Origin of the sequence: Streptomyces sp. NPDC050287 (assembly GCF_044459385.1) — a bacterium.
Taxonomy (GTDB): domain Bacteria; phylum Actinomycetota; class Actinomycetes; order Streptomycetales; family Streptomycetaceae; genus Streptomyces.
Genome location: NZ_JBITIY010000021.1, coordinates 34,038 through 53,611 on the forward strand (window position 1 = coordinate 34,038; position 19,574 = coordinate 53,611).

Below are 19,574 nucleotides of genomic sequence, written 5' to 3' on the forward strand. Positions count from 1 at the left end.
AGCCGCCATCGGGTACAGCAAATCCCGTCAGGACCGCACTAGGCAGTCAACGCAGAGGCCCGCACCCCACAAGGGACGCGGGCCTTCTTCGTATCCAATGCCGGTGAGCCCGGGTCTTCGGACCCGGGCTCACGTGCGTTCCGGGTCTGCTGAAGCCCCGTGAGAAGCCTCCGTGAGAGCCCCACGCCGTCTTGACGGCGTTCCCTTCCCCCGGTACCCAGAAGGCAGGGACCGCCTTCCGTGCGGCCTCTGGAGGTGTCGTATGGCGGGATCGGTCAGGCACGAGACGCGGGCGTTGCTCCGTGCGCACCTGGCGGCCGCATCCTCGTACCGCCATCTGACGCGGCACTGCCCGATATGCCACCACCTGCTGCGGCTGGCGATGGACGGCCCTCCACAGGCCGTCCAGGCCGACCGGGCGGCGCCCGACAGGGGCGCGGACGTCGAGGACGAAAGCCCAGCCCCCACGTGATCGCCGAGGCGTCCCGAGCCGCCAACTCGTACGCCCTCTAGCGCACATGAGGCAGGGGGGCAAGGAGTCGGGCATGTGATGGGTGTCACCGCATGAGTTTCCGAAACTGCGGTACTTACGGGTCACCTACAACTGGTCAATTTTATATGTGCAATTGCACCAGTCGCCCGGGGGCACCCACAGCAGAACCGACAGCCCTCCCCAGACTCCGACAAGGCCACTCACAGACCCGCCTCACCGGCCACCTTCCGCGCACAAAAAAGATCGCGCTGGACCCGGCGGAGTCCAGCGCGATCGACGACGCACCCTGTGTTGTGCTCGAAAGCCGGAGGGGCTTGGGCGTGGGGCCTGTTGGGGCAGGACCCGTGTCGCTTGGAGCTGTGGTTCCGGGCACGTCGACAAGTGGGGGACCTGCCGGTTTTGCCCGGGTTATTCAGTTGTTCAGGCCTCGCTGCGCTGCTGCGGGATGCCCGCAAGCAGAGCGCGGACCTCAGCCTCGCGGTAACGGCGGTGCCCGCCGAGCGTACGGATGGACGTGAGCTTGCCGGCCTTCGCCCACCGCGTGACCGTCTTGGGGTCGACGCGGAACATCGTGGCGACCTCAGCCGGGGTCAGCAGCGGCTCGGCATCAGGGGTGCGAGCGGTCATGAGCGGCCTCCTCGGGAGAACCGAACCTTCTCGGTTCTTTCCTCTAAATTCTGCACCTTGACCCGCGTTGCCCGAAATGGCGGACGCGAGTCGAGTCGGTTATAGGACGAACGGCTTGTCCTCGGCACTACAACTACACCATCCGTCCAGCCGCGTCGGCCAAACCGATGGAATTGCCCCTCCAGGTGTTCATCAGCGACGGAAGCCGATGGACCATGCCATAGCGGACAGTCACGCCACTGTGACGATCAGTCACAGGACGATCAGGAGTCACGAGACCCCCCAAAGCTTGCAATGCTGAGATACCGCCCACATCACGGCACAACGGGACGGAGGAGTCCTCCCCGGACTCCTTGTCCTATTTTGGCATGAGGAGGGGCAAGCGGCGCAAGGGCCCCGTACGTGCGGTCCGTCACGCTTGACACACTTGGCGCGAACGCCCGGATCGGGACCTACGTCCCTTGTTGACGAAACCTCAGGACACACATCGGTCCGAGGACGAAACCCCAAAAACGGCGTCAGGTCAAACATCCGTTCGTGAGGTAAGCCACTTTCAGTTCGCCGAGCGCCGGTCCCGCACCGACCGCCAGCGCTCCACGAGCCGCGCGTACGCCTCGCCCGCGGCGACCCCGTCGCCGTGTCGCAGCGCCTCGATCCCGTCGGCCACGTCGGCCGCCGAGTGGTCGTCCTCCAGCTCGCCGGCCGGCAGCACGTGCACCAGGCCGCCGTAGTCCAGCTCCACCACGGAACGCGGGTGGAACTCCTCCAGCCAGCGCCCCACGTCGATCAGGCCGTCGATCAGCGGCCCCTCGTCGATGGCGTCCTTGAGCGCCCGCAGGGCCCGCGCCACGCGCCGCCGGGCCTGCACCATGGGCGTGCGGTAGCGCAGCATCGGCGGAATCTCGCCGGAGCCCTTGTCGAACCGCCGCTCCTCGTCGGAGACCAGCACGAACCAGTTGATCGGCACCTGCCAGGTCGCCGTTCGGATCCAGGGCCGGGCGTCCGGGTTGCGGGCCAGCCAGCGCTCGTAGTCCTGGGCCGCCTGACGCCGTACGACGGGGGGCAGCACCGCGTCCAGGACCGACGGCGGGAGTTCCTCGGTGAGCTCGTCCAGGGCCTGCCAGCCGCGCAGCCTGGTGCGCCACGGGCAGACGCACACCACGCCGTCCGACTCGAGCACGAAGGCGTCACCGCTCTCGTGCACCGGCACGGGGATCGGCGGAGTGGGCAGCAGGTCGGCCAGGGAGCGGCGCAGTTCGTCCTGGTACGAGGGGCGGTCCGGGCGGCGGGCGTAGCGCGCCCAGTGTCCGCGCTCCGGCTCGGGGAAGGCGGCCAGCGGTTCGTACACGCGCAGATACGTCGCGTAGGGGACGATCACGGAGGACACCTTGGGCACGCCTGCTCCCTCCCCCGCCGTCTGCCAGGAAAACCTGCGAAACCCGCACACAAATGAGCGGGAAAACCATGCAAATCGTCGCACGGGTGTACTCCGCGAGGGGGTGATCCCGAGCAGTGCGCGGATCGCTGGGCTCCGAGGCTCTAATCTCGTGCTCACAGCCCCCGCCATCCTCACGGGAGCCGGTCTCCACCCGCCGCTACTTACTCAGGAGTCACCACCGTGACCGACGTAACCGGCGCGCCTGCTGATGTACTGCACACCCTGTTCCACTCGGAGCAGGGCGGTCATGAGCAAGTCGTGCTCTGCCAGGACCGGGCCAGCGGCCTCAAGGCCGTCATCGCCCTCCACAGCACCGCCCTGGGCCCCGCGCTCGGCGGCACGCGCTTCTACCCGTACGCCAGTGAGGCGGAGGCCGTCACCGACGCGCTGAACCTCGCGCGCGGGATGTCGTACAAGAACGCCATGGCCGGTCTGGACCACGGCGGCGGCAAGGCCGTGATCATCGGGGACCCGGAACGGGACAAGACCGAGGAGCTGCTGCTCGCCTACGGCCGGTTCGTGGCCTCGCTCGGCGGGCGGTACGTCACCGCGTGCGACGTCGGCACGTACGTCGCCGACATGGACGTCGTGGCGCGCGAGTGCCGCTGGACCACGGGCCGGTCCCCGGAGAACGGCGGCGCGGGCGACTCGTCCGTCCTGACCGCGTTCGGCGTCTACCAGGGCATGCGGGCCTCCGCGCAGCACCTGTGGGGCGACCCGTCGCTGCGCGGCCGTACGGTCGGTATCGCGGGCGTCGGCAAGGTCGGCCGCCACCTGGTGGAGCACCTGCTGGCGGAGGGCGCTCAGATCGTGATCACGGACGTACGGCAGGAAGCCGTGCAGCGGATCGTCGACGAGCACCCCTCCGTGGGCGTGGTCGCCGACACCGAGCGCCTGGTCCAGGTCGAGGGCCTCGACATCTACGCCCCGTGCGCACTCGGCGGCGCGCTGAACGACGTCAGCGTGCCCGTGCTGACCGCACGGATCGTCTGCGGCGCCGCCAACAACCAGCTCGCCCACCCGGGCGTCGAGAAGGACCTCGCCGACCGCGGGATCCTCTACGCGCCGGACTACGTGGTGAACGCCGGCGGCGTCATCCAGGTCGCCGACGAGCTGCACGGGTTCGACTTCGACCGGTGCCGGGCGAAGGCGGCGATGATCTTCGACACCACGCTCGCCATATTCGCACGTGCGAAGGCCGATGGGATTCCGCCGGCTGCGGCGGCCGACCGGATCGCCGAACAGCGGATGGCGGAGGCTCGCGGGGCGCACTGAAGGGCGTCCTTCGGGTTTGACCGGTACCCGTCGGCGCACACTTAGAGAGAACTCTCACGTCCGTCGGCGGGTCGCCTGCCGAGAAGTGGTTAAAATCGCGGTTGACCAGCGGGGACAGGGCGCCCCGAGGGTCCTGGGTCCGGGCACGTACGGTGGGCGACGTACCGTATGGGCGTGGGCTCAGGTACCGTGGATGCCCTACGGACCGGTCTCTCTGCGGAGAGTCCGTTCCAGATCATGAACGCGTGTCAAGACTCTGGGGCCGTCGAGCCCCGTCACCGAGGGGGTCGAGCCATGGGGCGCGGCCGGGCCAAGGCCAAGCAGACGAAGGTCGCCCGCCAGCTGAAGTACAACAGCGGCGGGACAGACCTGTCGCGTCTGGCCAGCGAGCTGGGCGCTTCGACTTCGAGTCAGCCGCCGAATGGCGAGCCGTTCGAGGACGATGAAGACGACGACGACCCGTACGCCCAGTACGCGGATCTGTACAACGACGACGATGAGGACGAGGACGACGAGTCCGGTCCCGCGTCGCAACGCCGCGGGGCTTGACGATCCAGCTGCGCTCGACCCGGTCCGGGTGGTTCACACCTCCCGGACCGGGTTTTGCGCTGCCCTCGTCGCCTGTGTCACTCTCCACGGCGGGGTTCAGGCGGCGTAGTCGCCGACCAGTTCCGCGCCCGTCGTGTGGTCGCCGCGGTCGGTGATCTCACCGGCGACCCAGGCGTCGACCCCGCGGTCGGCCAGGGTGGCCAGGGCGACGTCCGTCGACTCCTCCGGGACGATGGCGATCATGCCCACGCCCATGTTCAGGGTCTTCTCCAGCTCCAGGCGTTCGACCCGGCCCGTTGTGCCGACGAGGTCGAAGACGGGGTCCGGGGTCCAGGTGGAGCGGTCGACGATCGCGTGCAGTGTGTCGGGGATCACCCGGGCCAGGTTGGCGGCGAGCCCACCGCCCGTGATGTGGCTGAAGGCGTGCACGTCGGCCGTGCGGGTGAGGGCCAGGCAGTCCAGCGAGTAGATCTTCGTGGGCTCCAGGAGTTCCTCGCCCAGCGTGCGGCCGAACTCCTCGATCCGCGCGTCCAGCGACAGACCGGCCTGGTCCAGCAGGACGTGGCGGACGAGCGAGTACCCGTTCGAGTGAAGACCGGAGGACGCCAGGGCGATCACCGTGTCGCCCGTACGAATGCGATCCGGGCCGAGGAGGCGGTCGGCCTCCACCACGCCCGTACCGGCGCCGGCGACGTCGAAGTCGTCCGGACCGAGCAGCCCGGGGTGCTCGGCCGTCTCGCCGCCGACCAGGGCGCAGCCGGCCAGGACGCAGCCCTCGGCGATGCCCTTGACGATGGCGGCGACCCGCTCGGGGTGCACCTTGCCGACGCAGATGTAGTCGGTCATGAACAGCGGCTCGGCGCCGCACACCACGATGTCGTCCATGACCATCGCGACCAGGTCGTGGCCGATGGTGTCGTAGACGCCCAGCCGGCGCGCGATGTCGACCTTGGTGCCGACGCCGTCGGTGGCGGAGGCGAGCAGGGGCCGCTCGTAGTTCTTGAGGGCGGAGGCGTCGAAGAGGCCGGCGAAACCGCCGAGGCCGCCGAGGACCTCGGGGCGCTGCGTCTTCTTCACCCACTCCTTCATCAGCTCGACGGCGCGGTCGCCCGCTTCGATGTCGACGCCCGCTGTTTTGTAGGACGCCGCCGCGGAGCCGGCGCCAGTTGTCTCAGACATGGCTGGGGAGAACCTTCGTGTCGTACGGCAGGTGGGGCGGACCGGCTACGGACGGCGGATCGCGTCGGCCGCGGCCGTTGCTGCCGGACCGGCGGCCAGTTCGGTCTCCAGGAGCTGCTTGCCGAGCAGTTCGGGGTCCGGGAGGTCCATCGGGTACTCACCGTCGAAGCAGGCGCGGCAGAGGTTCGGCTTGGCGATGGTGGTCGCCTCGATCATGCCGTCTATGGAGATGTACGCCAGCGAGTCGGCTCCGAGCGAGGTGCCGATCTCGTCGATGGTCATGCCGTTGGCGATGAGCTCGGCGCGGGTGGCGAAATCTATGCCGAAGAAGCAGGGCCACTTCACGGGCGGGGACGAGATCCGGATGTGGACCTCGGCGGCGCCCGCCTCACGGAGCATCCGGACCAGGGCGCGCTGGGTGTTGCCGCGCACGATCGAGTCGTCGACGACCACCAGGCGCTTGCCCTTGATGACTTCCTTCAGCGGGTTCAGCTTCAGCCGGATACCGAGCTGCCGGATCGTCTGGGAGGGCTGGATGAACGTACGTCCGACGTAGGCGTTCTTGACCAGACCGGCGCCGAACGGGATGCCGGAGGCCTCCGCGTAGCCGATGGCGGCCGGGGTGCCGGACTCCGGGGTCGCTATGACCAGGTCGGCGTCGACCGGGGCTTCCTTGGCGAGCTTGCGGCCCATCTCCACGCGGGAGAGGTACACGTTCCGGCCGGCGATGTCGGTGTCCGGGCGGGCGAGGTAGACGTACTCGAAGACGCAGCCCTTGGGCTTCGCTTCCGCGAATCGGGAGGTGCGCAGGCCGTTCTCGTCGATGGCGACGAACTCGCCCGGCTCGATCTCGCGGACGTAGGCCGCGCCGCAGATGTCGAGGGCGGCGGACTCGGAGGCGACGACCCAGCCGCGCTCCAGGCGCCCGAGGACCAGCGGGCGGATGCCCTGCGGGTCGCGGGCGGCGTAGAGGGTGTGCTCGTTCATGAACACGAGCGAGAAGGCGCCCTTGACCTGGGGGAGGACCACGGGGGCGGCCTCCTCGATGGTCAGCGGCTTGCCGTCCGCGTCGACCTGGGCCGCGAGGAGCGCGGTGAGCAGGTCGGTGTCGTTGGTGGCCGCGACGCGGGTCGAGCGGCCGTTGGTGTCCTTGGGCAGGTCGGCGACCATCTCGGCGAGCTGCGCCGTGTTGACCAGGTTGCCGTTGTGGCCGAGCGCGATGGATCCGTGCGCGGTGGCACGGAACGTCGGCTGGGCGTTCTCCCACACGGAGGCTCCGGTGGTCGAGTAGCGGGCGTGACCGACCGCGATATGACCCTGGAGCGAACCGAGCGAGGTCTCGTCGAAGACCTGGGAAACGAGACCCATGTCCTTGAAGACGAGGATCTGGGAGCCGTTGCTGACCGCGATTCCCGCGGATTCCTGGCCTCGATGCTGGAGGGCGTAGAGCCCGAAGTAAGTGAGCTTGGCGACCTCTTCGCCCGGAGCCCAGACACCGAAGACGCCGCAAGCGTCCTGGGGGCCTTTCTCACCGGGGAGCAGATCATGACTGAGTCGACCGTCACCACGTGGCACGCAACCGAGTGTAGGCGAGATCGTGCACTGGTCCGAATTGGGGATTCGCGGCCGTCATGGATCACTCGTCGGCAACGGCTCGCAGGGTGTTTCCGTTTTCGCTGGTCAGGACCAGATTATCGGCGTCGACTCGGTAGCTGAGCGTCTTGTTGAAGAGGTTCAGCAGGGCCCTTTCGGTGTCCATGAGTGAGGCGTCGCACATCATTCGGGTGGTGGACGGGGCGCCGAGAGTGATATGTCCGTCGCGGACGGTGGCCTTGGCGTTGACGTGGTTGCAGCCGAGCCTGCCGCCGGCCTTGCCGGTCTTCTCGTCGAACGTGAGGTGGGTGTCCCGGCCGGCCCGGTGCGTCTTACCGTCCACGGTGACGCTGTCGACCTTCCAGCGGACGCCGGTGACGGGCCGCTCGGCGCCGACCGAGTCGCTGCCGGGTTCGCTGCCCGCCTTCTCGTTGCCGCAGGCTGCCGCGAGCGGGATGAGGGCCACGGCGGCCGTGGTGACCAGGGGCGTGATCAGTCGCTGCTTCTGCCTGTACATGCCGATTCGACGGGGCGAGCGGGGGGATCGGTTCCAACCCGAGTGCGGAATCAGCGCAACAACGGCAGCAGTCCGCCGAGGTCGGCCCGCTCCCCGCTCGCGCTGACCCTCGCCTCCTCGACCGCGTCCTTCCAGCTCACCCGTCCGGTCGCGAGCCGGATCCAGGTCAGCGGGTCGGTCTCGACCACGTTGGGCGGGGTGCCACGGGTGTGCCGGGGTCCTTCGACGCACTGCACCACGGCGTACGGCGGGACCCGCACCTCGGTGGAGCCGCCGGGCGCCTTCGCGGCGAGCGTGTCGGCGAGCAGGCGGGTGGCCGCGGCGAGGGCCTGACGGTCGTACGGGATGTCGAGGCCGGAGACGGCGGCGTTCAGGTCGTCGGTGTGGACGACGAGTTCGACGGTACGGGTGACCAGGTAGTCGTCGATCGACAGGGCCCCGGCGCTGGTGTCGAGCAGTCGAGCGCCCGGGGTGTCGGCGATGCGGGCGGTGAAGCGTTGCTGCACGTCGGCGAGGTGGGCGTCGAGGTCCGGGTTCCGCTCGGCGAGTTCATGGGCGTGGGCGGCGATGTCGGGGGCGTCGGCACGGATCGCGTGGGGCCAGTCGAGGAGGGCACCGGCCCGCCGGCCTGGTCCCGGCCCCGGTTCGGGCTCGTCGAGCAGCCGGTCGACGGCTCCCAGGGCCATCCCGATGTGCGCGACCAGGTCCCGCACGGTCCAGCCGGGGAGCCGGGTGGGGAGGGCGAACTGCTCGGGGCTGAGGGTGCGCACCGCCTCCCGTACGTGGCCGAACTGGGTGAGGACCGCGGTGCGGATCCTGCCGGGGTCGTAGCTGCGCGCGCGCTTCTTGGCCGGGGGCATGGGGAGCAGCCTAGGCCGACTGGGGGGTGGTCGTGGGGGCGTCGAAGATCTCGTGGTTGCGCGGGACGCCGATGCCGTGCCAGCTGAACGGGAGGCCGCGGGCGGTGTCCGGGTCGGGGCCGTCCATCAGCTGGAAGTGCAGGTGGGGTTCCGTGGAGTTGCCGGAGTTCCCGCAGTCGGCGATCCGCCGGCCGGCGCGGACCCGGTCCCCCTCGGCCACGGTGAGGGAACCGCGGCGCAGGTGCGCGTACAGGGCGTAGGTGCCGTCGCCGAGGTCGAGCACGACGTGGTTGCCGACGATGCGGCCGACTCCGCCCAGTTCCCGGGCCGAGCCCTCGATCAGGAACAGGTACAGGAGACCGGGCACGGACGTGCGGCTGAGGTGGTCGCGCTGGTGGCCGACGGCCCGAACGACCGTGCCGTCCGCGACGGCGAGCACGGGCCTGCCGAACGCCGGGAAGTCACGGCTGCGGCGGGCGAGCGGCCACAGCACGCGGAAGCCGGGGCGGGCGCCCGGCTCCGGCTCGGCGACGACGTCGATGGCGTACGTCTGCCCGTAGGCGTGGGTGCCGTGGCTCGGGGTGCGGTCGGCCGGGCTGTTGAGGGCGGACCAGCGGCCGGTGACGGGCGGGGCGACCTCGACGGCCTCGCGGGAGGCTCCGATCCGGTGGTCAGCCCGGTTCAGGGTGCGCACGACGGCGTACGCCAGGACCAGCAGCAGGATGTTCCACCAGCCGGGATACGGCAGCCCGGCCCACAGATCCGCGATCACCAGGGCCAGGAATGTGATCTGGAGTAAGCGGAAGGTCGTCATTCCGAGCTTGCGTAAGGACATCGTTCCTCCGGATTCCTGCCGGTCGGACATGTGGACGGATGCGATGTGCGGCCGTGGCGCGGAGCAGGCCGCCAGGGCGGCCGGCAGCGGCACCACCCCGGCCCGCCGGAACCCGTGGCAGCCCCGGCACCGGTTGGTGTGCCCATCACCCCTGAGTGTGATCGGCAGCGAAAGTCACCCCGCCCCGCCGGTCACGGACAACACTGGCCTTCGCCTGGAAGGGGGTGCAACATGACGGTTATGGCCGAGCGCACGTCTCAGATGTCGGTGGAGGAGTTCGAATCGATCGCATCCGCCGCTCCCGAGACCGTCACGTTGGAGTTCGTCAACGGACGGATCGGAGTCAAGAAGGTGGCGGACGGCGACCACGACACCATCGTGACCTGGCTGGCCCGACGCTGTATGCAGGCCAGGCCCGACCTGGATCTGTATCAGGGCCGAGGTCTCCGGGTGGAGGTGTATCGGGAGGGCAGGGCGAAACCGGATGCGGTGCTCGCACCCGAGGCCCACTTCGCGGGACACGGCGAATGGGCCGACCCGGACGGCGCGCTCATGGTCGTCGAGGTCACCTCGTACGACTCGGACACCGACCGACGGGACCGGCACGAGAAGCCGGCCGCATACGGCCAGTCCGGGATCCCTCTGTACCTATTGATCGACCGGGACTCCTGCACTGTCACCGTGCACAGCGCCCCGGACCGGACGGTCGGTGGCTACCGCGACATTCACACGGCGAAGTTCGGTGAGAAGGTGCTCGTCCCCGACCCGATCGGCATCGAACTCGACACCGAGGTCCTCAAGAAATACGTGCGATGAACCGAGGAGGTCCCGCCCGGAACCGGACGGGACCTCGTTCTCGTACCAACGCCTACGCGAGCAGCGCCGGAATCGTCCCCTCGTGGGCCGTCCGCAGCTCCTCCAGGGACAGTTCGAACTCGCCCTGAAGCTCGATCGTGTCGCCGTCGACGACACCGATGCGGGTGACGGGCAGACCCCGCGCCCCGCACATGTCGTTGAAGCGGAGCTCCTCCGAGCGCGGGACGGCGACGACCGCGCGGCCCGCCGACTCCGAGAAGAGGAGGGTGAACGCGTCCAGGCCGTCCGGGACGATCAGGCGCGCGCCCTTGCCGCCGAGCAGCGCCGACTCGACGACCGCCTGGATCAGGCCGCCGTCGGACAGGTCGTGCGCGGAGTCGATCATGCCGTCACGGGAGGCGGAGATCAGGATCTCGGCGAGCAGGCGCTCGCGCTCCAGGTCGACCTTCGGAGGCAGGCCGCCGAGGTGGTCGTGGATCACCTGGGACCAGGCCGAGCCGCCGAACTCCTCGCGGGTGTCGCCGAGGAGGTAGAGCAGCTGGCCCTCCTCCTGGAAGGCGACCGGGGTGCGCCGGGCCACGTCGTCGATGACGCCGAGGACCGCGACCACCGGGGTCGGGTGGATGGCCGCCTCGCCGGTCTGGTTGTAGAGGGAGACGTTGCCGCCGGTCACCGGGGTGCCGAGCTGCTGGCAGGCGTCGGCGAGGCCGCGGATGGCCTCCGCGAACTGCCACATCACCGCCGGGTCCTCGGGCGAACCGAAGTTCAGGCAGTCGGAGACCGCGAGGGGCTTGGCGCCGGTCGTGGCGACGTTGCGGTACGCCTCGGAGAGCGCCAGCTGGGCGCCGTGGTACGGGTCCAGCTTCGCGTACCGGCCGTTGCCGTCGGTCGCGATGGCGACGCCGAGCCCCGTCTCCTCGTCGATACGGATCATGCCCGAGTCCTCGGGCTGCGCCAGCACCGTGTTGCCCTGCACGAAGTGGTCGTACTGCGAGGTGATCCACTTCTTGGAGGCCTGGTTGGGGGACGAGACCAGCTTCAGGACCTGGTCCTTCAGCTCGGCCGAGGTCGCCGGGCGGGGCAGCTTGTTCGCGTCGTCCGCCTGCAGCTCGTCCTGCCAGGACGGGCGGGCGTACGGGCGGTCGTAGACCGGGCCGTCGTGCGCGACCGTGCGCGGGTCGACGTCGACGATCTTGCCGCCGTGCCAGTAGATCTCCAGTCGGTCGCCGTCGGTCACCTCACCGATGACGGTGGCGATGACGTCCCACTTGTCGCAGATTTCCAGGAACCGGCCGACCTTCTCCGGCTCGACGACCGCGCACATGCGTTCCTGCGACTCGCTCATGAGGATTTCCTCGGGCGAGAGGGTCGAGTCGCGCAGGGGTACGTCGTCCAGCGTCACGCGCATGCCGCCGGAGCCGTTCGACGCCAGCTCGGACGTGGCGCAGGACAGGCCCGCGGCGCCCAGGTCCTGGATGCCGACGACCAGCTTCTCCTTGAAGGCCTCCAGGGTGCACTCGATGAGGAGCTTCTCCTGGAAGGGGTCGCCGACCTGGACGGCGGGGCGCTTGGAGGGCTTGGCGTCGTCGAAGGTCTCGGAGGCGAGGATCGACGCGCCGCCGATGCCGTCGCCGCCGGTCCGGGCCCCGTACAGGATGACCTTGTTGCCCGCGCCGGACGCCTTCGCGAGGTGGATGTCCTCGTGCCGCATCACACCGATGGCACCGGCGTTGACCAGCGGGTTTCCCTGGTAGCAGGCGTCGAAGACGACCTCGCCGCCGATGTTCGGCAGGCCCAGGCAGTTGCCGTAGCCGCCGATGCCGGCGACGACGCCGGGCAGCACGCGCTTGGTGTCGGGGTGGTCGGCCGCACCGAAACGGAGCGGGTCCACGACGGCGACCGGGCGGGCGCCCATCGCGATGATGTCGCGCACGATGCCACCGACGCCGGTCGCGGCTCCCTGGTAGGGCTCGACGTAGGAGGGGTGGTTGTGCGACTCGACCTTGAAGGTGACCGCGTAGCCCTGGCCGACGTCCACGACGCCCGCGTTCTCGCCGATGCCGACGAGCAGGGCGTCGGACTGCGGGGCCTTCTCACCGAACTGGCGCAGGTGCACCTTGGAGGACTTGTAGCTGCAGTGCTCGGACCACATGACCGAGTACATGGCGAGCTCGGCACCGGTGGGCCGGCGCCCGAGGATCTCCACGACCCGCTCGTACTCGTCCTTCTTCAGGCCGAGTTCGGCCCAGGGCAGCTCGACGTCGGGGGTCGCGGCCGCGTGCTCGACCGTGTCCAGAGGCGTCCGGCTCATACGTTGACCAGCTTCTTGAGGATCGAGGTGAAGAAGGGGAGGCCGTCGGTGCGGCCGGTGCCGATGAGCGGCTCCACGGCGTGCTCCGGGTGGGGCATGAGGCCTACGACGTTCCCGGCCTCGTTGGTGATGCCGGCGATGTCCCGCAGCGAACCGTTCGGGTTGAAGTCCAGGTACCGGAAGGCCACCCGGCCCTCCGCCTCCAGCTTGTCCAGCGTGTACTCGTCGGCGACGTACCGGCCGTCCATGTTCTTCAGCGGGATGTTGATCTCCTGGCCGGCCGCGTAGTCGGTCGTCCAGGCGGTGTCCGCGTTCTCCACCCGCAGCTTCTGGTCGCGGCAGATGAAGTGGAGGTGGTCGTTGCCGAGCATCCCGCCCGGGAGCAGGTGGGCCTCGGTGAGGATCTGGAAGCCGTTGCAGATACCGAGGACCGGGAGGCCGGCCTTCGCCTGCTCGATGAGGGTCTCCATCACCGGCGAGAAGCGCGCGATGGCACCGGCGCGCAGATAGTCGCCGTAGGAGAAACCGCCGCACAGCACCACGGCGTCGACCTGGTGGAGGTCCTTGTCCTTGTGCCACAGGGCGACCGGTTCGGCGCCCGCGAGGCGGACCGCGCGCTGGGTGTCCCGGTCGTCGAGACTGCCCGGGAAAGTGACGACGCCAATACGAGCGGTCACTTCGCGGCCTCCGCGACTGCCTCTTCGGACTCGACCTTGACGGTGAAGTCCTCGATCACGGTGTTGGCGAGGAAGGATTCCGCAAGATCGTGGATGCGGGCGAGCGCGGCCTCGTCGACCGGCCCGTCAACTTCCAGTTCGAATCGCTTTCCCTGACGTACGTCGGAGACGCCTTCGAAACCGAGCCGCGGCAGTGCGCGCTGCACCGCCTGGCCCTGGGGGTCGAGGATCTCCGGCTTGAGCATGACGTCGACTACGACGCGTGCCACTGGCACTCCCGGTGTTGTGGTGCTGGAGCAGGTTCCTGCAGGTGTCTTCAGACTACCCGGACAAAATTTCTACGCGGGTAGAGTTGTAGGAATCTACGTGACGGCCATCACGATCAGGTATCGGAGGGGCGCCTTCACGAAAAGTTCAGGGAAAGATCTCGGATCGATGCACCACAGGTATTGCGCCGGGGACACGCGGACAGATTTAGTCGGGCTTCACATTGCAATGCCGGGCACTGTACAAATGAATTGGCAATAGCCGATACTTTGCCCATTAACAGGCGGACAGTCGGCATCTCCCAGACGTCTTGGCACGTCATCGCAGAGGTGTCGCACGAAGGGACCGATATTCGTGGCGCAGAAGGTCGTGGTCACTCTCTTTGACGACATCGACGGCTCGGAAGCGGCGGAAACGATCGCCTTCGGACTTGACGGCAAGTCGTACGAGATCGACCTGAATCAAGCCAATGCCAAGCAACTGCGCAAGGCGCTCGCGCCGTACGTGGAGGCCGGCCGCAAGCGGTCGAGGTCGGGCAAGGCGTACAAGCAGACGGAGGTCGCCCCCGACCCGGCGGCCGTCCGGGCCTGGGCACAGGCGAACAAGATGGACGTCCCGGCGCGCGGGCGCATCCCCAAGAAGGTCTACGAGGCGTTCGCCGCCGCGCAGTGATCCATGGGCCGACGACCGGTCATCCGCCCCTCGGCACAACCGACTTGCGTTGCACCCCACCTGGTCAGCTAGAGTCTGGAGCACGCCGAGGGGCGAGGCCGAAAAGCCCAGTCCACGGAGTACATGCGGGTGTAGTTCAGTAGTAGAACATCCCCCTTCCAGGGGGAAGGCGCAGTGTGCAATTCCTGTCACCCGCTCTGCACCGCCGGTCCGACCACAGTTGTGGATCAGGTAGGCTGGTGCTCGCGCCGATCGGTGAGAGCCGGTCGGAGGCAATGCGGACGTAGCTCAGTTGGTAGAGCGCAACCTTGCCAAGGTTGAGGTCGCGAGTTCGAGCCTCGTCGTCCGCTCTTGTGAAGAAGGCCCCGGTCCAGTGGACCGGGGTTTTTTCGTGCTGTGTTCGCAGGCAGGCGTTCCGCCTGTTCCCATGCCCGCGCGTCCGCTTCTCCGTCTGACATTTGTCATGCCGAGTGATGACATCGCGCACTGCTCCCGGGCCCGGAACGCCGGGACGCTGAGGGCATGGACATGAACACCGACGAACACGGACACGTGATTGAGGTCACTGACCTCCGGCGTGTGTACGGGGGCGGGTTCGAGGCGGTGCGAGGCATCACCTTCTCCGTGCGCCGCGGTGAGGTCTTCGCCCTGCTCGGCACCAACGGCGCCGGAAAGACGTCGACCGTCGAGCTGCTGGAGGGGCTCGCCCGGCCGGCCGGGGGCCGGGTACGGATCCTCGGGCACGATCCCCACGCCGAGCGGGACGCCGTACGCCCGCGGACCGGGGTGATGCTGCAGGAGGGCGGCTTTCCGTCCGAGCTGACGGTCGCGGAGACCGTGCGGATGTGGGCGGGCTGTGTGAGCGGGGCGCGGCCGCCGCGGGAGGCGCTGGCTCTGGTCGGGCTGGAGCGGCGGGCCGGCGTACGGGTCAAGCAGTTGTCCGGGGGCGAGCGGCGGCGCCTGGACCTGGCGCTCGCGCTGCTCGGCCGGCCCGAGGTGCTGTTCCTGGACGAGCCGACGACCGGGCTGGACGCCGAAGGCCGCCAGGCGACCTGGGAATTGGTACGGGCGCTGCGCGACGACGGTACGACCGTGCTGCTGACCACGCACTACCTGGAGGAGGCCGAGGATCTCGCCGACCGGCTGGCCATCCTCCACGCGGGGCGGATCGCGGCCACCGGGACACCCGGCGAGGTGACCGCCGCGCAACCCTCCCGGATCTCCTTCGAACTGCCCCACGGCTACTTCGTGGGCGACCTGCCCTCGCTCGGTGAGCTCGGCGTGGTCGGACACGAGGTCGAGGGGAACGTCGTACGGCTGCGGACGCGGGAACTCCAGCGGACGGCCACCGGAGTGCTGGTGTGGGCCCGGCGTGCCGGGGTCGAGCTACGGCGGCTGGACGTGCGGTCGGCCTCGCTGGAGGAGGCGTTCCTGAGGATCGCACACGAGGCATCCGTCGAGACGGTCGAGAAGAACGAGGAGTACGCGGCATGAGCGGGACCGTCACCACTCCGGCGGGGCGTGTCGCGGCGCTCGCGCGGGCCGAGCTGACGCTGTTCGGCCGGAGCAAGGGCGCGATCGTCACGGCGGTGTTGGTGCCGCTGTTGCTGCCGCTCAGTGTGCGCTCGATAGTCCAGGACATGGACCTCGAGGGCTCGGGGCTGAGCATCGGGCTGGTGCTGCTGCCGGGGGCCATCGGGTTCTCGCTGCTGTTCGCCGTGTACTCGGTGCTCGTCGGTGTCTTCGTCGGGCGGCGCGAGGAACTCGTCCTCAAACGGCTGCGCACGGGTGAGCCGCGGGACCGGGAGATCCTGGCGGGGGCCGCGCTGCCGGCCGTCGTCACGGGGCTGGCGCAGTCCCTGATCCTGGCGGTGGGCTGTTCGGTCCTGCTCGACCTGCCCGCGCCGAAGGCTCCCCAACTGGCTGTGGTGGGAGTGGTGTTGGGGCTGATGATCTGCGCGGCGCTGGCCGCCGTGACGGCGGCCTTCACTCGTACCGTGGAGAGTGCCCAGGTCAGCTCGATGCCGCTGGTGGTCCTCTCCATGGGGGGCTCCGGGGTCACCGTACCGCTGGAGTTGATGTCGCACCGGGTGACCCCGGTGCTCGAACTGCTGCCGCTGTCACCGGTGATCACGCTGGTGCGCGGCGGCTGGAGCGGTGAACTGTCGCTGTACGAGGCGGTGGGCCCGGTGATGACGGCACTGGCCTGGACCGCGATCGGGGTGTTGGCTGTACGGCGGTGGTTCCGGTGGGAGCCGCGGCGCTGACGGACGGGGGGACCGAGGTGCGCAGTCCGGTGCGGTGGTGGCGGGGCAAGAGCACTCCGGCGAAGGTGGAGACCTACACGCGGTGGTCGTTCCACTTCTTCCTGCTGATCGAGGTCGCCTCGGTCGCTCTGCCGGTCTTCGGACGGGTGGGAACGGGGTCGGCGCTCTGGCTGGCGCTGATGGTGTGCGTGCACGGCGTCGTCTGCGCCATGACCGCGTCGGCGGCGCTCGACTGGACGCGCGGCCGACGTGAGCAGCCCGTCCGGATGCTGTGGACGCTCGGCTCCGTCACCGCGGTGATCGCCGTGGCGGCCATCGGGATCGCCGAGCACGGCCCGGACGGCGAAGGGGCCGAGGGCGCGGCGGGCGGAGTCTTCACGGTCGTGCTCGTCTTCGGCGCCGGCATCATCTGCCTCGGCGTCCGCCGCCGCCGGCGGGTTCTCGCGGTCGTGGCGGGCTTCGGGGCCGGCTCGGGGCTGGTGGCGTTCCCGATCGGTCTGCCCGGCAGCGCCACCCTGGTCATCGCGCTGACCGTACTGGTCGGCGCCGGATTCCTCGCCTTCACCTCGATCTTCTCGGTCTGGCTCCTCGACGCCGTCTACGAACTCGACGAGGCCCGCGAGACCCGGGCCCGGCTCGCCGTCGCCGAGGAGCGGCTGCGCTTCGGGCGGGACCTGCACGACGTGATGGGGCGGAATCTGGCCGTCATCGCGCTGAAGAGCGAACTGGCCGTGCAGTTGGCGCGGCGGGGGCGCGCCGAGGCCGTGGAGCAGATGGTCGAGGTGCAGCGCATCGCGCGGGAGACGCAGCGCGAGGTACGAGATGTCGTACGCGGATACCGGGAGGCCGACCTCGAAGCCGAACTCGCCGGTGCGCGGGGCGTGTTGAGGGCCGCGGGGATCCGGTGCGAGGTGACCGGCGGCGCGACGTCCGGGCTGCCGGCCGAGGTGCAGTCGGCGCTCGGGTGGGTGGTACGGGAGGCGACCACCAATGTGCTGCGGCACGGGGACGCGGAGCGGTGCACGGTGGTGGTACGGGTGACTGGGGAGCGGGTTGCGGGAGGGCGGGGGGCCGAGGAGAGGGTTGTAGAGGAGGGGGTTGTGGAGGAGGGGCGGGTGGTCGAGGAAGGGGCTGCGGCGGGGCGGGCTGCGGAAGTGCGGGGGATGTCGGGGCGGGTCATGGACACGCGGGCTGCGGGAAGGCGGGCTTTCGCGGCACGGCGGGCCGACGAGCAGGCTGTGGAGGGGCGGGCTGTGGCGGCGCGGGTGGTGCTGACTGTGGAGAACGACGGGGCTCGGGCCCCCGGCGGGGCCAGTGGGAGCGGCGGGAACGGCGGGTCGGGGCTCGCGGGGTTGCGGGAGCGGCTGGCGGCGGTGGACGGGACGTTGGAGACGGGGTTCGCCGAGGGGGGCGTGTTCCGGGTGGTGGCCCAGGTGCCGTTGAGCACGATTGAGGTCGACGCGGAGGTCGTGGCATGACGACGGCTCCCGTACGGCTGCTGCTCGCCGACGACGAGCATCTGATCCGGGGCGCCCTCGCCGCGCTGCTGTCCCTGGAGGACGATCTGCTGGTCGTGGCCGAGGCGGCCTCCGGTCCGGAAGCGCTGGCGATGGCGCTCGCCCACCAGGTCGATGTGGCCGTACTCGATCTGCAGATGCCCGGCGCGGACGGTGTGAGGGTCGCCACATCACTGCGGACCGAGCTGCCCGACTGCCAGGTGCTGATCGTGACCAGTCACGGGCGGCCCGGGCATCTGAAGCGGGCCCTGGCGGCGGGGGTGCGGGGATTCGTGCCCAAGACCGTCAGCGCGCAGCGGCTCGCGGAGATCATCCGCACGGTGCATGGGGGAAACCGGTATGTCGACCCCGAGTTGGCCGCCGACGCGATCTCCGCCGGGGACTCGCCGCTGACCTCGCGGGAGGCGGAGGTGCTGGAGCTCGCCGCCGACGGAGCGCCCGTCGCGGAGATCGCCGAGCGGGCCGCGCTGTCGCAGGGGACCGTACGGAACTATCTGTCGTCGGCCGCCTCGAAGCTCGGGGCGGAGAATCGGCACGCGGCTGTGCGGCTCGCGCGGGAGCGGGGTTGGGTATAGTTGGTCTCGCGCCACGGCGCATTGCGGACGTAGCTCAGTTGGTAGAGCGCAACCTTGCCAAGGTTGAGGTCGCGAGTTCGAACCTCGTCGTCCGCTCTTGTGAGAAAGAACCCCGGTCCACTGGACCGGGGTTCTTTTTTCTTCTCCTGTGCTTGTTGCCGCTAGCTCCAGCTCGTGCCGGTCAGGCGCTCGAACGCCTCCACGTACCGGGCGCGGGTCGCCGCCACCACCTGCTCGGGCAGCGGCGGCGGGGGCTGCTCGCTCCTGCGGTCCCAGCCTGACTCCGGCGAGGTCAGCCAGTCGCGGACGTACTGCTTGTCGTACGACGGCTGCGCGCGGCCCGGCTCCCACTGGTCGGCCGGCCAGAAGCGGGAGGAGTCCGGGGTGAGGACCTCGTCGGCGAGGACGAGCGTCCCGCCGTCGAAGCCGAACTCGAACTTGGTGTCCGCGAGGATGATCCCCCGGTCACGGGCGATGTCCCGGCCCCGTGAGTACACGGCCAGGGTCGCCTGCCGCAACTGCGCGGCGGTGTCGGCGCCGACCTGCCGGGCGACCTCCTCGTAGGAGACGTTCTCGTCGTGCTCGCCGACCGCGGCCTTGGTGGCGGGGGTGAAGATCGGAGCGGGCAGTTCCGAGCCGTCGACCAGGCCGTCGGGGAGGGCGAGGCCGCAGACCGTGCGGGACTCGTTGTACTCGAGCAGGCCGGAGCCGGCGAGGTAGCCGCGGGCCACACACTCCACCGGGACCATCTGGAGCGACTTGCAGACGAGGGTGCGGCCCTCCCAGTCGGCGGGCGCGCCGGCCGGCAGTTCGGTGCTCAGGACATGGTCGGGGACAAGGTCGGCGAGCTGGTCGAACCACCACAGGGAGAGCTGGGTGAGGACGCGGCCCTTGTCGGGGATCTCGCTGGGCAGCACCCAGTCGAAGGCGGAGAGGCGGTCACTGGCGACCATCACGAGGTCGCCCGCCTCGTTCTGGTACAGGTCGCGCACCTTGCCGGTGTGCAGATGCACCAGACCCGGAACCTGAAGCGGTTCGGGCTTTTCGACGAATCCGGACACGGTTCCTCCCCGTGGTTCTGTCCAATGGGTCGATTCTCCCGTACG

General features: G+C 69.5%; 20 protein-coding genes and 3 tRNA genes. 12 read left to right on the plus strand and 11 right to left on the minus strand.

Annotation, left to right across the window (positions count from 1 at the left end):
* The first annotated feature begins 262 nt into the window (after positions 1-262).
* Positions 263-472, plus strand: a complete 210-nt coding sequence (locus ACIBK3_RS42735) for a DUF6274 family protein (protein ID WP_399373711.1) — start codon at positions 263-265, stop codon at positions 470-472.
* A 441-nt stretch (positions 473-913) separates the two neighbouring features.
* On the opposite strand, the gene bldC is transcribed toward ACIBK3_RS42735, so the two are convergent.
* Together bldC and ACIBK3_RS42745 are read right to left on the minus strand one after the other, a co-directional pair.
* Positions 914-1,120 (minus strand): developmental transcriptional regulator BldC, encoded by a 207-nt coding sequence (gene bldC, locus ACIBK3_RS42740; protein ID WP_003949541.1) that lies wholly within the window; start codon positions 1,118-1,120, stop codon positions 914-916.
* A gap of 553 nt (positions 1,121-1,673) precedes the next feature.
* Entirely contained in the window at positions 1,674-2,516 is an 843-nt protein-coding gene (locus tag ACIBK3_RS42745) for a hypothetical protein (RefSeq protein ID WP_399373712.1), read from the minus strand.
* A gap of 222 nt (positions 2,517-2,738) precedes the next feature.
* Here ACIBK3_RS42745 and ACIBK3_RS42750 point away from each other — a divergent pair, with 222 nt between their 5' ends.
* Both ACIBK3_RS42750 and ACIBK3_RS42755 read left to right on the plus strand, forming a co-directional pair.
* Positions 2,739-3,833 (plus strand): Leu/Phe/Val dehydrogenase, encoded by a 1,095-nt coding sequence (locus ACIBK3_RS42750; RefSeq protein ID WP_399373714.1) that lies wholly within the window; start codon positions 2,739-2,741, stop codon positions 3,831-3,833.
* Between the two features lie 294 nt (positions 3,834-4,127).
* Positions 4,128-4,382 (plus strand): DUF3073 domain-containing protein, encoded by a 255-nt coding sequence (locus tag ACIBK3_RS42755; RefSeq protein ID WP_399373716.1) that lies wholly within the window; start codon positions 4,128-4,130, stop codon positions 4,380-4,382.
* 96 nt (positions 4,383-4,478) lie between these two features.
* Here the strand turns inward: ACIBK3_RS42755 and purM are convergent, their stop codons facing one another.
* From purM to ACIBK3_RS42780, 5 genes are all read right to left on the minus strand, one after another.
* Positions 4,479-5,561: a phosphoribosylformylglycinamidine cyclo-ligase gene (gene purM / locus ACIBK3_RS42760; protein ID WP_399373717.1), complete on the minus strand. Its 1,083-nt coding sequence runs from the start codon at positions 5,559-5,561 to the stop codon at positions 4,479-4,481.
* 45 nt (positions 5,562-5,606) lie between these two features.
* Positions 5,607-7,136: an amidophosphoribosyltransferase gene (purF, locus tag ACIBK3_RS42765; protein ID WP_399373718.1), complete on the minus strand. Its 1,530-nt coding sequence runs from the start codon at positions 7,134-7,136 to the stop codon at positions 5,607-5,609.
* Between the two features lie 61 nt (positions 7,137-7,197).
* Entirely contained in the window at positions 7,198-7,671 is a 474-nt protein-coding gene (locus ACIBK3_RS42770) for an META domain-containing protein (protein WP_399373720.1), read from the minus strand.
* Between the two features lie 50 nt (positions 7,672-7,721).
* Positions 7,722-8,531 (minus strand): sterol carrier family protein, encoded by an 810-nt coding sequence (locus tag ACIBK3_RS42775; protein WP_399373722.1) that lies wholly within the window; start codon positions 8,529-8,531, stop codon positions 7,722-7,724.
* Positions 8,532-8,541: 10 nt separating this feature from the next.
* Positions 8,542-9,366 carry a M23 family metallopeptidase gene (locus ACIBK3_RS42780; protein ID WP_399373724.1) on the minus strand — a complete coding sequence of 275 codons (825 nt, stop codon included), beginning with the start codon at positions 9,364-9,366 and terminating at the stop codon, positions 8,542-8,544.
* A gap of 231 nt (positions 9,367-9,597) precedes the next feature.
* Here ACIBK3_RS42780 and ACIBK3_RS42785 point away from each other — a divergent pair, with 231 nt between their 5' ends.
* Positions 9,598-10,182 carry a Uma2 family endonuclease gene (locus tag ACIBK3_RS42785; protein WP_399373725.1) on the plus strand — a complete coding sequence of 195 codons (585 nt, stop codon included), beginning with the start codon at positions 9,598-9,600 and terminating at the stop codon, positions 10,180-10,182.
* Between the two features lie 52 nt (positions 10,183-10,234).
* Here ACIBK3_RS42785 and purL read toward each other — a convergent pair whose 3' ends face one another.
* The 3 genes from purL to purS are packed head-to-tail and all read right to left on the minus strand — an operon-like array spanning position 10,235 to position 13,439.
* The gene (gene purL / locus ACIBK3_RS42790; RefSeq protein ID WP_399373727.1) at positions 10,235-12,493 is read right to left on the minus strand and encodes a phosphoribosylformylglycinamidine synthase subunit PurL; all 2,259 of its coding nucleotides are present in this window, start codon (positions 12,491-12,493) and stop codon (positions 10,235-10,237) included.
* A complete protein-coding gene (purQ, locus tag ACIBK3_RS42795; RefSeq protein ID WP_399373729.1) occupies positions 12,490-13,170 on the minus strand; it encodes a phosphoribosylformylglycinamidine synthase subunit PurQ in 681 nt (226 codons plus the stop codon). The genes purL and purQ overlap by 4 nt, the downstream gene beginning before the upstream one ends.
* Positions 13,167-13,439: a phosphoribosylformylglycinamidine synthase subunit PurS gene (gene purS, locus ACIBK3_RS42800; RefSeq protein WP_399373730.1), complete on the minus strand. Its 273-nt coding sequence runs from the start codon at positions 13,437-13,439 to the stop codon at positions 13,167-13,169. Before purS ends, purQ begins: the two co-directional genes overlap by 4 nt.
* Before the next feature lie 352 nt (positions 13,440-13,791).
* Between purS and ACIBK3_RS42805 the strand changes: the two genes are divergently transcribed.
* The 8 genes from ACIBK3_RS42805 (at position 13,792) to ACIBK3_RS42840 (ending at position 18,564) form a co-directional block, all read left to right on the plus strand.
* On the plus strand, positions 13,792-14,109 hold the full coding sequence (locus ACIBK3_RS42805) for an Lsr2 family protein (protein ID WP_289921314.1): 318 nt from the start codon (positions 13,792-13,794) through the stop codon (positions 14,107-14,109).
* A gap of 125 nt (positions 14,110-14,234) precedes the next feature.
* Positions 14,235-14,306, plus strand: a tRNA-Gly gene (locus ACIBK3_RS42810).
* 80 nt (positions 14,307-14,386) lie between these two features.
* A tRNA-Gly gene (locus tag ACIBK3_RS42815) sits at positions 14,387-14,459 on the plus strand.
* A gap of 178 nt (positions 14,460-14,637) precedes the next feature.
* A complete protein-coding gene (locus tag ACIBK3_RS42820; RefSeq protein WP_399373824.1) occupies positions 14,638-15,603 on the plus strand; it encodes an ABC transporter ATP-binding protein in 966 nt (321 codons plus the stop codon).
* Complete coding sequence (locus ACIBK3_RS42825) at positions 15,600-16,376, plus strand: ABC transporter permease (protein WP_399373732.1); 777 nt, start codon at positions 15,600-15,602, stop codon at positions 16,374-16,376. The genes ACIBK3_RS42820 and ACIBK3_RS42825 overlap by 4 nt, the downstream gene beginning before the upstream one ends.
* Before the next feature lie 17 nt (positions 16,377-16,393).
* Positions 16,394-17,854, plus strand: coding sequence for a sensor histidine kinase (locus ACIBK3_RS42830; RefSeq protein WP_399373826.1), 1,461 nt, complete (start codon positions 16,394-16,396; stop codon positions 17,852-17,854).
* Positions 17,851-18,468, plus strand: coding sequence for a response regulator (locus ACIBK3_RS42835; RefSeq protein ID WP_399373733.1), 618 nt, complete (start codon positions 17,851-17,853; stop codon positions 18,466-18,468). Before ACIBK3_RS42830 ends, ACIBK3_RS42835 begins: the two co-directional genes overlap by 4 nt.
* Positions 18,469-18,491: 23 nt before the next feature.
* Positions 18,492-18,564 (plus strand) — tRNA-Gly (locus tag ACIBK3_RS42840).
* Positions 18,565-18,629: 65 nt separating this feature from the next.
* Here the strand turns inward: ACIBK3_RS42840 and ACIBK3_RS42845 are convergent.
* Positions 18,630-19,529 carry a phosphoribosylaminoimidazolesuccinocarboxamide synthase gene (locus tag ACIBK3_RS42845; RefSeq protein ID WP_399373734.1) on the minus strand — a complete coding sequence of 300 codons (900 nt, stop codon included), beginning with the start codon at positions 19,527-19,529 and terminating at the stop codon, positions 18,630-18,632.
* Positions 19,530-19,574 lie beyond the last annotated feature (45 nt).